The organism is Pseudarthrobacter sp. HLT1-7, from assembly GCF_059383435.1.
The window spans coordinates 146,205-158,965 of the sequence record NZ_JBWZCH010000005.1 but is presented as its reverse complement, the minus strand read 5'-3'; the positions used below and the strand labels follow the sequence as shown (position 1 = coordinate 158,965).

The window sequence follows — 12,761 nt, the reverse complement described above, 5'->3', positions numbered from 1 at the left end:
TTGGCTAGCTGATTCTTTAGCACTTAGCCGGCGTAGGGGTCGGCGATCCCGATGTACTGCGTGTAGAGATATTCCTCGATGCCTTCCAGGCCGCCCTCGCGGCCCAGACCGGACTGCTTGACCCCGCCGAAGGGGGCCGCGGCGTTGGAGACCACGCCGGCGTTCAGGCCCAGCATGCCGGTCTCCAGCCGTTCGCCCATCCGGATGCCCCGGTTGAGGTCCTTTGTGAAGACGTACGCCACGAGGCCGTACTCGGTGTTGTTGGCGAGCCGCACGGCCTCCTCCTCGGTGTCGAAGGTAATGATCGGGGCGACGGGGCCGAAGATTTCCTCGGACAGGATCCGGGTCCCTTCCGTGACACCCGTGAGGATGGTCGGCTGGTAGAAGTAGCCCGGGCCCTCGACGGCGGCGCCGCCGATCACCGCGACCGCGCCGGCGGACACGGCGTCGGACACCAGCTCGTGGACCTTGTCGCGGCTCTTGGCATCGATCAGAGGGCCCACCTTGGAGTGGGCTTCGGTGCCCCGGGCCGTGGTCATCTCCGCCATCTTCGCGGCGAACTTCTCCGCGAACTCGGCGGCCACGGACTCGTGGACGATGAAGCGGTTCGCGGCGGTGCAGGCCTCGCCCATATTGCGCAGCTTGGCCAGCATCGCCCCGGCGACGGCGGCGTCGACGTCGGCGTCCTCGAACACCACGAACGGGGCGTTGCCGCCGAGTTCCATCGAGGTCCTCAGGACCGTTTCGGAGGCGTCCGAGAGCAGCCGGCGGCCCACCTCGGTGGAACCGGTGAAGGACAGTTTGCGGAGCCGGGAGTCTTTGATCAGCGGACCGGTGGTCGCGCCGGCCGTGGACGTGGGGATCACGTTCAGCACGCCGGCTGGCAGCCCGGCCTCCAGCATCACCGCGGCGAACAGCTGGGACGTTAGCGGCGTCAGGTTCGCGGACTTCAGCACCATGGTGCAGCCGGCGGCCACGGCCGGGGCGATCTTACGGGTGGCCATGGCCAGCGGGAAGTTCCAGGGTGTGATCAGCAGGCACGGGCCCACCGGCTTCTTCGTCACGAGCAGCCGGGACTTGCCATCCGGGGACACCGAATAGCGGCCAAAAGCACGGACGGCCTCCTCGGAGAACCAGCGCAGGAACTCCGCCCCGTAGGTGACCTCGCCGCGGGCCTCGGCCAGCGGCTTGCCCATCTCCAGCGTCATCAGCAGCGCGAAGTCCTCGGCCCGTGCGGTGACGAGTTCGAAGGCCCGGCGCAGGATCTCCCCGCGCTCCCGCGGCGGAACCTTCGCCCACGACTCCTGGGCGGCGGCCGCGGCATCCAGCGCTGCGGCCCCGTCCTCCGGACCGGCGTCGGCGATGCTCAACAGCACCTTGCCCGTGGACGGATCCTCGACGTCGAAAGTCTTCCCGGAGGCGGCCGGACGCCACTGCCCGTTGATCAGCAGGCCGGTGGGAACAGAAGCCAGCAGCGAGCTTTCGCGCTCGGCGGTGACAGTGGGCTGGGCGGTTACAGTCACAATTGACTCCCTCGTCGGCATTTCGGTGTGAATTCGGATCGGATGCCAGCACGGTCTTTCGTTCAACGGTCTCCCGCCACCCGATGACGCACTGAATTTACTGCCACGGTACCGCCGGGCGCTCCGGAGTGTCTACGCCGGTACGCACTACAACCTGCCGAAAGCCCTGTGCAGCTGCACAACCGCACCCCCGGCCCCGGATCCCGCCGGCCGCACGGCTACCGCACGGCTACCGCACGGTTACCGGGCGGCGAGAACGGCGGAGTACAACTCCCGTTTGCTGACCCTGGCTTCTTCGGCGACGGCGGCAACGGCCTCCTTGAGCCGGATGCCCTGCCCTATCAGCGCATTGACCGCGGCCACATGGTCCTCGGGTTTGCCGGGATCCCGTTCCGGGGCGCCGCCCACGACGACGGCGATCTCGCCGCGCACCTCGCTGCTCTCGGCCCATTCGAGCAGTTCGCGCAGGGTGCCGCGGATGACTTCCTCGTAGGTTTTGGTCAGCTCACGGCAGATGGCGGCGCGCCGGTCGGCGCCGAAGCGTTCGCGCAGGGCGCGGAGCATCGGCTCCAGGCGGTGCGGGGCCTCGAAGAACACCATGGTGCGCCGCTCGGCGTCGAGGTCCACGAGGCGGGAGGACCGTTCGCCGGCCTTCCGGGGAAGGAACCCCTCAAAGCAAAACCGGTCCGTCGGCAGCCCCGACAGCGCCAGAGCCGTCAGCACGGCAGAGGGCCCGGGGGCTGCGGTGACCGTCAGCCCGGCAGCCACGGCGCCCTCAACGAGGCGAAAGCCGGGGTCCGAGACGGACGGCATGCCGGCGTCGGTCACCATCACGAGGGTCTTCCCGGAGCGTACCTGGTCCAGGAGTTCGCCGGTCTTGGCCACCTCATTGTGCTCGTGATAGCTGATGATCCGGCCCGCCACGGTAATGCCGAGGTTCGTGACGAGCCGGTGCAGCCGCCGGGTATCCTCGGCGGCAACGATGTCAGCCGTCTTCAGCAGTTCGATCAGCCGGTAGGTGGCGTCTCCGGCGTTGCCGATCGGAGTCGCGGCCAGCACGATCCGCCCCGGGCCTCCGGCCCACTCCAGATCCGGTTCCTGATCCTGGACTTCGTCCCGTGCGGTGCCGGCCCCGGTGCCGGTGCCGACGCCTACGCCGTCGCTTACGCCGATGGCGGGTCCGCCGCCGGCGTCGGAAAGAATCGGGGAGGTGCTGGGTTCATGGTCCACACGTCCAGCCTACTGCCGGCGCAGGCAGGCTCAGGCGCGGACCGCCGAACGGACCAACGAAGACGGCGGCGAAAGGTAGCATGGGCAACGTGACGCAGACCCCCACGCGGCCTGCCGAGACCGGTTCCGCCGGATCGGCGCCCCCAGCCACCGGTACAGGCAGCACCAGCCCCGGACGCAATCTTGAGGGGCACCGCTGGATCAGCCGCCCCTCGGAGGCGTTCACCGCCGAGGCCCTCAGAGAGCGCCTGACAGGCAGCATCCGGAGCTGGCGGGATTATCCGCCGTCGCTCCGGCTGTGGTTCTGGCTGATCCCCACCATCACCGCAGCAATCGGCGGGCTGCTGCGCTTCGTCCGGCTGGACACACCCCGCACCCTGGTCTTCGACGAGACGTACTACGTCAAGGACGGCTATTCCCTCCTGGTCAGCGGCTACGAACGGGCCTGGCCGGAGAAAGCCAACGATTCCTTCATCGCCGGGAACCCCGGTGTGCTCCTGGACACGCCCGAATACGTGGTCCACCCGCCGGTGGGCAAGTGGATGATCGCCGCGGGCATGTGGCTTTTCGGACCGGACAACGCCTACGGCTGGCGGTTCGGCGCGGCCCTGACCGGCACCCTGTCCATCTTCCTGCTGGCGCTGATCGCGCAGAAGCTTTTCCGCTCGCTGACCCTCGGGGCGGTGGCCGGAGTATTGCTGGCAGTGGACGGCCACCACCTCGTGATGTCCCGGACCGCTCTGCTGGACATCTTCCTGATGTTCTGGATCCTCGCGGCGTTCGGCGCGCTGCTGATGGACCGTGACGACGGCCGGCGCCGGCTCGCCAAGCGGCTCTGCCGGCAGGCCCTGGCCTCCCCCGGCGGCCGGCCCACCTCGCTCCAGCTGGCCGCCGGTCCCTGGCTCGGCATGCGCTGGTGGCGCCTTGCCGCCGGGGTGTGCCTGGGCCTGGCGGTCGGCACCAAGTGGTCCGCGCTGTTCTTCCTCGCCGGCTTCGGGCTGTTGACCGTCTTCTGGGATCTGAGCGCACGCCGGATCGCCGGGATCCACGGCTGGATCAGCGGCGGCATTCTCAAGGACGGCATTGTGGCCTTCCTGAGCATCGTCCCTGTGGCCGCCCTGGTCTACGCCGCCTCCTGGACCGGCTGGTTCCGGTCCAAAGACGCCTACTTCCGGCGCTGGGCCGAGACCAGCCCCTCCGCCGAATGGGGCTGGCTGCCGGACTCCGTCCGGTCCCTCGCCCACTACCATCTCGAGGCCTACAAGTTCCACCAGGGCCTCAGCTCGGACCACCCGTACGAGGCCAGTGCGTGGAGCTGGCTGGTCCTGGGCCGACCCACCTCGTTTTTCTACGAGTCGCCCAAACAGGGCAGCCCCGGCTGCGACGCGGCCAGCTGCACCACGGCCGTCCTTTCGGTCGGCAACCCGCTGATCTGGTGGAGCGCCGCAGCCTGCCTTGGCATCCTGCTGTTCTGGTGGGCCGGCCGGCGCGACTGGCGCGCGGGGGCCATCCTCTCCGCCGTGGCGGCGGGCTACCTCCCCTGGTTCCTGTACCCCGAACGCACCATGTTCTTCTTCTATGCCGTGTCCTTCGAGCCCTTCCTCGTGCTGGCTCTGGTGTACTGCCTGGGCCTGGTCCTGGGGCGGCGGACGGACCCGCCCTGGCGGCGGCGCTCCGGACTGTACCTCGTGACGCTTTTCGTGGTCACGGCCGTGGTCATCTCCGCGTTCTTCTACCCGGTCTGGACCGCCGAGACCATCAGCTACCAGGACTGGCGGTTCCGGATGTGGATGCCGTCCTGGATCTAAGGCAGGATTGCTAGGGACGTCAGCCACCATCAGGCAAACCCGGAACGGAGACCAGGCTGTGAGAGAAGCAAGCACCGGACTGCTCGCGGAGCTGGACCCGGACAGCAATGTGACGGATCTGCTCCTGGAGCAGCATGCCAAGGATCCTGTGCATGCGCTCTACTCCCGCAAAGGCCCCGCCGGATGGGCCGATATCCCCGCCCAGCAGTTCCTGGACCAGGTCACGGCGCTGGCCAGGGGCCTGGTCGCCGGCGGCATCACCCCTGGTGAAACGGTCGCAGTAATGTCCGCCACCCGCTATGAATGGACCTTGGTGGACTTCGCCATCTGGTTTGCCGGCGGCATCACCGTCCCCATCTACGAAACGTCCTCCGCCAGCCAGGTCGAGTGGATTTTGCACGATTCCGGCGCCCGGCGCGTCTTCGCCGAGAACCAGGCCACGGCAGCCCTCGTCCAGGGCATACTGGACAGCTCCGGCCTCCTCGGGGACCGGATGCTTCCGGTCATCCGGATGGACGACGACGGCGGCGCCCCGAACTTGGCCAGCCTCGCCGCCGCCGGGGCCGGCGTGGGCGACGCCGAGCTGGAACGGCACCGCTCCGCGGCGGGACTCGCCGACGTCGCCTCGCTGGTCTACACCTCAGGCACCACCGGCCGGCCGAAGGGCTGCCAGATCACGCACGGGAACTTCGCCCTCGTTGCCAAGAACATCGTGCTGTTCCTGCCCGAGATCCTGCTGCAGCCCCGATCCAGGACGCTGATGTTCCTGCCGCTCGCCCACGTCCTCGCCCGCGCCGTCCAGGTTGTCTGCCTGAGCGCCGGCACTACGCTGGGCCACACCTCCAACGCTAAGGAGCTGCTGGCAGACCTGGGCAACTTCAGGCCCACGTTTCTGCTGGTGGTGCCACGGATCCTCGAGAAGGTCTACGCCGGCGCAGCGCACAAGGCAGCCCTCGCCGGCAAAGCCCGGGTGTTCGAGACGGCCGCCGGCGTCGCCATCGACTACTCGAAGGCCCTCGATGCTGCCGCGCAGGGCAAAGCCGCGGGCCCGGGCCTGGTCACCCGCGCCAAGCATGCGGTCTTCGACCGGCTGCTGTACCCGAAACTGCGGCAGGCCTTCGGCGGTCAACTGGGCTACACGGTGTCCGGTGCGAGTCCGCTGAGCTCACACGACGCGCACTTCTTCCGCGGGGCCGGCATCCCCGTCCTCGAGGGCTACGGCCTCACCGAGACGACGGCGCCGTGCACGGCGAACACCCCGACCCGGACCAAAGTGGGCACCGTCGGCATTCCCGTGCCCGGGACCACCATCAGGATTGCCGACGACGGCGAGATCCTGGTTAAGGGCATCGGCGTCTTCAAGGGCTACCACTCCAACGCCACGGCCAACACCGAGGCATTTGTGGACGGCTTCTTCCGCACCGGGGACCTCGGATCCCTCGACGAGGAAGGCTTCCTGACGATCACGGGGCGGAAGAAGGACCTCCTGGTGACCGCCGGCGGCAAGAACGTCGCCCCCGGGCCGCTCGAGGAAAAGATCCGCGAACACCAGCTGGTGGCGCAGGCGATCCTGATCGGCGATGGCCGGCCGTTCGTTTCGGCCCTCGTCAACCTTGATCCGGAAGGTCTGGCGAACTGGTGTGCCACCCACAAGGTTGCGGCGATGGGCCTCGCCGAGGCGACCGGCAATGAGCTGGTCCGGGCGGCCATCCAGGGCGCCGTGGACGAGGCGAACTCGCTCGTGTCCACGGCCGAGTCCATCCGCAGCTTCGTGATCCTGGCCGCCGACTTCACCGTGGAATCCGGGCACCTGACCCCCTCGCTCAAACTCAAGCGTGCCGCCGTCGTCCGGGACTACGAGGCACGCATCAACCGGATCTACGGCTGACGCCGTCGGCCGGATCGGCGGAGTCTTGCGCCGCCGCGCCCACACCAGCCGGGGCTACCTCAACAGCCACCGCACCCTGGGCTTCGCCTTCGGCGTCGGCCCCTCCCTTCCGGGCCGCAGCTTTCCGGGCCTTGGCCCGCCGGAACCGGGATCCTTTCACCGCGGCGGGATCTGCTGCATCCTCCGCCGGGGCGTCCGCAGCGGCAACAGCCGCAGCATCCCCGGCCGGGCCGCCGTCGACGGTTCCCCGCTTTGGCAGGCCGCGGCGCTTGCGGGTCGGCCAGGTCAGGATCAGGGTGCCGAGCGAGACGAGCAGGACGAGCCCGCCGATCGTGATGCCTCCATCGACCCAGAACTGGCCCGGGAACAACCGGATCAGGGTGTCCTGCAGGGAGAACGTCCAGGTGCCGTTGGCGAAGAAAACGGCATGGAACTGGGTAAAGAACTGCTCCCAGCCGAGCACGGCCAGGGTTCCCAGCCCGATGATGACCGCAAGGGTGACCACCGAGCCGGCAAAGAGGCCCCGGCGCACTCCCCCGGTGCTGCGGCGCCGCAGGTAGATCACTGCGATGAGGCTCAGCAGCATCAGCAGGGCTCCGGCCCCGAACGCGGACATGATGACGAGCTTGACGTCAGCCATGTGGCTGACTTCGCCGTCCATAAAGAGCTTGTCCCCGCTGCGGTTCACGAGCTCCCCGAGGTAGCGCGGGCCGGACCAGTTGCTGAGGTAGTCCACGGCGTAAGAACCGTAGGTCATCCGGTCGTCCGTGCTGAACCCGTAGCCGTCACCCGGGAAGCCCGGGCGGTTGTACTCCACCCAGAGGAACAGGGGGCTGGCGACGGCGCGGACTGCCAGCACCAGCAGGATGATCGGGAAGCAGACGGCGAGCAGGATCTGCATGACCCGAGGGGCAACGGGTTTGGCGTTCGCCGCGTGCTCGCGTTCGGCGTTCCGGCGCTCCACCTCTTCCTGCGGAGGCCGGATCTGCAGCGCCGACGTGGCCAGCGGCTCACTGAAGACCGCGTCGCTCCCGCTGTCCGGTCCCCTGGCCGTCTCGGTGCCGGGCGATTCGACGGCGGCTTCCGCGGCCCGGCGGTCGGCCCGACCGCCGGGCTGGCGGCGGACGGGTGCGGCAGCCTCCGGCGTAGCGGCCCCCTTCGTTGCAGCCTCCGCTGCTGCAGTCCCCGTCGCTGCCGCGCTGCCACCGGACGCGATGTCGGAATTCCTTCCCGCGGCGGCGGGCTTCATCCATTCGAAGGCGGGTTCGTCGGAATCGTCGGCGGGATCCAGCTGCGGATCCTGCCGGTTCGGCGGGGTGGAACTCTTGTCAGTCACTGCGTTTCGCTTCCGTAGGCTTCCGCGCCGCCGGGCCTGAACCGGGCGACGCTCATTATCTGCCTCCGAGCCTACCGCCAGAGCCTCGGGACGGGCGAGATGCCACCCCGCAGGCCGCCGGGATTCGGCCGGCAAATTCCGGGCGGCCGCCGGCGGCCTGCCGGCCCTCGGGCAGGACAGCCAGCCGGCCCGCGGGCTCAGCGTTTGGCGTACTGCGCCCAGGGTATGTTCCAGTCGCCAAAGCCTTCCAGCGGCTCCACCGGCGGGGCGCCGGTGTTGAGGGTCTGCACCACGTCTCCGGTCTTCATATTGTTAAAGAACCAGGTGGCGTCGGCCGGGAGCAGGCCCACACAGCCGTGCGAGACGTTGAACCTGCCGACCGCACCCCAGGCCGATTCGAGGGCCTGGTGGACGTAGACGCCGGACGTGGTCAGCCGGTTCGCATATTCAACGGTCAGCGGCGGGTAGTAGCCCTTGTCACCGGGCTTCAGACCGATGCTGCCGGCGTTGAACTTGGAAGTGCGCTCTTGCTCCATGATGACGGCGAAGCCGGTGGGTGAGAGCCAGTCCGCGTCGCCCAGCGTGACAGGAGCGGTCCGGACCAGCTGCCCGTCGAAGTAGACGTTCATCGTTTTCGTTGTGTCGTCGACGACGGCGAGCCGCTGCGGCCCCACCTTGAAGGAGACCTTGGTGTCGGAATTGCCGACCATCTTGTTGCCGAAGTCCACGCCGAAGAGTTTCAGGTCCACGCCGATCTGGCTGTTCGCGGCCCAGAATGCCTCGGGCCGGATCCGGACGCGCCGGTCCGAATACCAGTGCCACGCCACGGCCTGGCCGGAGGAAACAGTCACGGCGACGGCTTTCTCCATGGCCTCCTTGTTCAGCACAGGCTCGCTGAAGACAATTTCGATGGGTTGTCCGGCACCGACAGTTGTGCCGTTCAGCGGGTACACGGCGGCATCCGCCTCGTTGGCCTTCGCTACGGTGGCAAAGGTCTGCGCCTTCTTGGTTTCCCGTCCGGCCTGGTCGGCGACCGTAAAGCTGTACCTGTACTTGGTGTCGAATTCGAGCGGATCCTCCGCAGTCCAGGTCGAGCCGTCGGGACTGGTTGTTCCGCGCACGCGGTCGCCGCCGGACGCAGGCTCCAGCACAACGTCTTTCACGACGCCGTTGACGGCCTTGACCGCGGGCAGGGCCGCGGGGTTGACGCCCTGCGCCCCGTCGTTCGGGGTCACACCGAGTTCAACGGGTTTCACCACCGGGGCCGCGAGGCCGGAAACGTTCCGCATCGGCGCCGAAGACTCCGAGGACATCTTCGCTTCGGCCCGGCCGGGAGCCGTCGCGATGCCGATTCCGCCCGCACCGACGACGGCGCAGAGGGCGAGAACGGCGAGCATCTTGCTGGCGCCGCGCGCACGACGTGCGGGCTGCCGTCGTCGACGACCGCTGTCTTCAGTCATGGCCATTTCCTGTGTTCCCCCACTGCTTTTCCTCCGAGCCCACATCAGAGCTCACGATGTCCATATTCCAGCATAGGTGAACATTTGCTGCGGCCCGCCGCCGTGGTGGCTGAAGTTGCACGGCTCCCTTAGTAGCGGTACTGCTCCGGCTTGTACGGGCCGGCCACGTCAAGGTCCAGATACTCGGCCTGGTCCTTGGACAGCTCGGTCAGTTCGACACCGAGGGCATCCAGGTGGAGCCGGGCCACCTTCTCGTCGAGGATCTTCGGCAGCACGTACACCTGCTTGCCGTACTCACGCTCCCCCTCCGGCTGGTCGCGCTTCGTGAACAGCTCGATCTGCGCAATGGTCTGGTTGGCGAAGGAGTTGCTCATGACGAAGGACGGGTGTCCGGTGGCGTTGCCGAGGTTCAGGAGCCGGCCCTCGGAGAGGACGATGATGGAGCGGCTGTCCTCCCCCGTGGCCGGGTCCGCCGCCAGGACCCACTCGTGGACCTGGGGCTTGATCTCGACCTTCTTGACGCCGGGGATCCGGGCCAGGCCGGCCATGTCGATCTCGTTGTCGAAGTGGCCGATGTTGCCCACAATGGCCTTGTCCCGCATGCCGGCCATGTGCTCGGCCATGATGACGTCTTTGTTGCCCGTGGTGGTAATGAAAATGTGGCCCTCGATGAGGACGGATTCCAACTTCGCCACCTGGTAGCCGTCCATGGCTGCCTGCAGCGCGCAGATCGGGTCGATTTCGGTGACGATCACACGCGAACCCTGGCCGCGGAACGCCTCCGCGGCGCCCTTGCCGACGTCGCCGTAACCGCAGACGACAGCGACTTTGCCGCCCATCAGAACGTCCGTGGCGCGGTTGATGCCGTCCGGCAGGGAGTGGCGGATGCCGTATTTGTTGTCAAACTTGCTCTTGGTGACCGAGTCGTTGACGTTGATCGCCGGGAACAGCAGCTTGCCCTGCTCGGCGAGCTGGTAGAGGCGGTGGACGCCGGTTGTGGTTTCCTCGGTGACGCCGAGCAGGCGGGAGCCGATGCGGGTCCACTTCTGCGGGTCCTCCTGCAGCGACGCGCGCAGCACGTCGAGGAAGACACGGCCTTCCTCGGACTCGTCCGCGGCGGCGGACGGCACGGCGCCGAGGGCTTCGACGTCGGCGCCCTTGTGCACCAGCATCGTGGCGTCGCCGCCGTCGTCGAGAATCATGTTCGGGCCCAGATCCGGGTTGCTGTCCGCGCCGGGCCAGGTCAGGATCTGCTGGGCGGTCCACCAGTACTCCTCAAGCGTCTCGCCCTTCCAGGCGAACACGGGAACACCCTGCGGGTCCTCGACCGTTCCGTTACCGACCACGACGGCGGCGGCGGCTTCGTCCTGGGTGGAGAAAATGTTGCAGGAAGCCCAGCGGACCTCGGCGCCGAGGGCGGTGAGCGTCTCGATCAGCACGGCGGTCTGGACCGTCATGTGCAGGGAACCGGCGATGCGGGCACCCTTCAGGGGCTGGCCGGCGCCGAACTCCTCGCGCAGGGACATGAGTCCGGGCATTTCGTGTTCGGCGAGGCGGATCTGGTGGCGGCCCGCCTCGGCCAGGGAGATGTCCGCGATCTTGTAGTCGAAAGTCATGAAAATCCTTCGTTGTGGCCGGCGGGGAGGCCGGTGGCCTGCATTGGGTGATCTTGTGTGTCGGTGACCTTGTGTGTCGGTGATCTTGTGTGTCGGTGATCTTGTGTGTCGGTGATCTTGTGTGTCGGTGATCTTGTGTGTCGGTGACTAACTGGCAATTCGGTGCTGAACGGCGGGCAGATGGGGCTGTGCGGCGACCATTCCGCGGAGCCTATCGGCGGAGTCTATTCAGCGATGCGGCGGGGCCCGGCGTCGGGCTGATTGGCGTCGTGCTGATCGGCGCGGGCCGCGGCGGCCGCGGGGAGCAGCTCCGGCGGCAGCAACAGCGGGATGCCGTCTTCGATCGTGTAACGCAGCTTCTCGCCGGTTCCGCCCGCCGTGATGGTGACGAGTTCCTCGCCGTCCTGCACGAGCGCGGACCCGGTGACGGGGCATCTCAGGACAGATAACAGTTCGGCACTGATCTTCGGCATGGTGAACGCTCCCTGATGTGAACCGCAGCAGGCGCCGGCGGCTGACGGATTTTGCAGTTCCCAGCCTACCGCCACTTGCGGCTCAGGAAGGTTCGCGCAGGATGCGCAGGTGCCCCCGGCGGGCGCCGTCGGCGGCGGCCGGTGCCTCCAGCGCGGCGTGCACGCTCCGCCGCACGTGGCCAGGCTCCGGGACGGCGGGCCGGACAGCGGCCTCACGGACGGCGTCGGCCAGCGCCAGCAGGTCATCGGGCCCGGGTCCGGCGGGGACGGCCGGCATGGCTAGCCGCAATACTTCCCAACCGCGCGGAACGGTCAGCGATCCGGCGTGCTGGTCACACAGGTCATAACAGTGCGGTTCGGCGTACGTTGCCAGCGGCCCCAGGACGGCGGTGGAGTCGGCATAGACGTACGTCAAAGTGGCCACCGCCGAATTGCGGCAGGCTGACCTTGAACAAAGACGGATTGCACCCACGACATCACAGACTACTCCCCCGGTCCGCCAGCCGCCGTCCGACGCGCTGACGGCGGGTCGCGGAGCCCATATCGCGCAAATCATCCGCCGGGTTTAGAGTCGAGATATGCAGTCATCGCGCCAAGATCCCGGTTTTACGGTCCGGATGGCTGACCCCGACGCCGGTCCCTTGTCCGGCAGCCCCGGCTTGGCCGTTGTGCCGAGAGGCTTCCGCCAACGCCGCAGGAACAGGCACGGCCGCGGTCTCCGCGGCGAGCTTATGCTGTCCACCCTGCCCGGCTACCGGACCCGCTCGGACCGCTTCGACGACTTTGTGCTGGACTCGGCCGAGCGCCTGCACGATATCTGGGGCAAGCCGCTGGACGGCGTCCGCTTTGCCGTGGACGAAATCCCGCCGGGCCTGGAAAGGCTCGTGGCGGAGGGGTCGCCCGCTCCGATGGGCTCCTACGCACCCGCGACGGCGGAGGAAGGCCCGGTGATCACGCTGTACCGGCGGGTTGTCGAGCACGCCTGCGGCAGCAGGGAGGAACTCCAGGACCTTGTGCACGACGTCGTGGTGGAGCACACGGCCGAGATGCTCGGCGTGCCGCCCGAATCACTGGATCCGGTATACCGCCGCCGCTACTAGCCGGCAGCACAGCTTGGTCCGGCGGGATCTCACGGCGGGACTGGCGGTCATTTTCGTCAGTTCGTCGGGGTCCAAGCGGGGCCACAGCCTTTTCGCGCCAGGGGGACATGCCCATTCTTCGCGCCCGGGACCGGGCATAATGCCCATCTGTCCATCCGCTGGCCCCTGCGCGGGGCATGCCCATTCTTCGCACCCGGGACCGGGCATAATGCCCATCTGTCCATCCGCTGGCCCCGGCGCGGGGCATGTCCAGTCAGGCGTGACGCGGGTCCGGAGCCGCAAAGCCGGGCTGCTCCGCCGCGCAGGGGGGACATGCCCATTCTTCGC

Annotated in this window: 10 protein-coding genes; 3 read left to right on the top strand and 7 right to left on the bottom strand. The window is 68.0% G+C overall.

Annotated features, from left to right (window positions below):
* Nucleotides 1-23 precede the first annotated feature (23 nt).
* Together AC50X6_RS06890 and rsmI are read right to left on the bottom strand one after the other, a co-directional pair.
* Nucleotides 24-1,544: an NAD-dependent succinate-semialdehyde dehydrogenase gene (locus AC50X6_RS06890; protein WP_494965490.1), complete on the bottom strand. Its 1,521-nt coding sequence runs from the start codon at nt 1,542-1,544 to the stop codon at nt 24-26.
* A gap of 219 nt (nt 1,545-1,763) precedes the next feature.
* A complete protein-coding gene (gene rsmI, locus AC50X6_RS06885) occupies nt 1,764-2,612 on the bottom strand; it encodes a 16S rRNA (cytidine(1402)-2'-O)-methyltransferase (RefSeq protein WP_494965570.1) in 849 nt (282 codons plus the stop codon).
* Between the two features lie 221 nt (nt 2,613-2,833).
* Here rsmI and AC50X6_RS06880 point away from each other — a divergent pair, with 221 nt between their 5' ends.
* Nucleotides 2,834-4,561: a dolichyl-phosphate-mannose--protein mannosyltransferase gene (locus AC50X6_RS06880; RefSeq protein WP_494965489.1), complete on the top strand. Its 1,728-nt coding sequence runs from the start codon at nt 2,834-2,836 to the stop codon at nt 4,559-4,561.
* Between the two features lie 58 nt (nt 4,562-4,619).
* On the top strand, nt 4,620-6,449 hold the full coding sequence (locus AC50X6_RS06875; protein ID WP_494965488.1) for an AMP-dependent synthetase/ligase: 1,830 nt from the start codon (nt 4,620-4,622) through the stop codon (nt 6,447-6,449).
* Here the strand turns inward: AC50X6_RS06875 and AC50X6_RS06870 are convergent.
* From AC50X6_RS06870 to AC50X6_RS06850, 5 genes are all read right to left on the bottom strand, one after another.
* Nucleotides 6,430-7,785, bottom strand: a complete 1,356-nt coding sequence (locus AC50X6_RS06870) for a TIGR01906 family membrane protein (RefSeq protein WP_494965487.1) — start codon at nt 7,783-7,785, stop codon at nt 6,430-6,432. The genes AC50X6_RS06875 and AC50X6_RS06870 overlap by 20 nt on opposite strands.
* A gap of 197 nt (nt 7,786-7,982) precedes the next feature.
* Nucleotides 7,983-9,245, bottom strand: coding sequence for a L,D-transpeptidase (locus AC50X6_RS06865; RefSeq protein WP_494965486.1), 1,263 nt, complete (start codon nt 9,243-9,245; stop codon nt 7,983-7,985).
* A gap of 128 nt (nt 9,246-9,373) precedes the next feature.
* Nucleotides 9,374-10,861 carry an adenosylhomocysteinase gene (gene ahcY / locus AC50X6_RS06860; RefSeq protein WP_494965485.1) on the bottom strand — a complete coding sequence of 496 codons (1,488 nt, stop codon included), beginning with the start codon at nt 10,859-10,861 and terminating at the stop codon, nt 9,374-9,376.
* 224 nt (nt 10,862-11,085) lie between these two features.
* On the bottom strand, nt 11,086-11,334 hold the full coding sequence (locus tag AC50X6_RS06855; RefSeq protein WP_494965484.1) for a hypothetical protein: 249 nt from the start codon (nt 11,332-11,334) through the stop codon (nt 11,086-11,088).
* A gap of 82 nt (nt 11,335-11,416) precedes the next feature.
* The gene (locus AC50X6_RS06850) at nt 11,417-11,806 is read right to left on the bottom strand and encodes a DUF3499 domain-containing protein (RefSeq protein ID WP_494965483.1); all 390 of its coding nucleotides are present in this window, start codon (nt 11,804-11,806) and stop codon (nt 11,417-11,419) included.
* A 106-nt stretch (nt 11,807-11,912) separates the two neighbouring features.
* On the opposite strand from AC50X6_RS06850, the gene AC50X6_RS06845 reads away from it, so the two are divergent.
* Nucleotides 11,913-12,434, top strand: a complete 522-nt coding sequence (locus AC50X6_RS06845; protein WP_494965482.1) for a metallopeptidase family protein — start codon at nt 11,913-11,915, stop codon at nt 12,432-12,434.
* The last annotated feature ends 327 nt before the right edge of the window (nt 12,435-12,761 follow it).

Coding starts and splice junctions, on each gene's coding strand:
- AC50X6_RS06890 (WP_494965490.1), bottom strand. CDS start 1,544: ATGCCGACGAGGGAGTCAATTGTGACTGTAACCGCCCAGCCCACTGTC.
- AC50X6_RS06880 (WP_494965489.1), top strand. CDS start 2,834: ATGGGCAACGTGACGCAGACCCCCACGCGGCCTGCCGAGACCGGTTCC.
- AC50X6_RS06865 (WP_494965486.1), bottom strand. CDS start 9,245: ATGACTGAAGACAGCGGTCGTCGACGACGGCAGCCCGCACGTCGTGCG.
- ahcY (WP_494965485.1), bottom strand. CDS start 10,861: ATGACTTTCGACTACAAGATCGCGGACATCTCCCTGGCCGAGGCGGGC.
- AC50X6_RS06855 (WP_494965484.1), bottom strand. CDS start 11,334: ATGCCGAAGATCAGTGCCGAACTGTTATCTGTCCTGAGATGCCCCGTC.
- AC50X6_RS06845 (WP_494965482.1), top strand. CDS start 11,913: ATGCAGTCATCGCGCCAAGATCCCGGTTTTACGGTCCGGATGGCTGAC.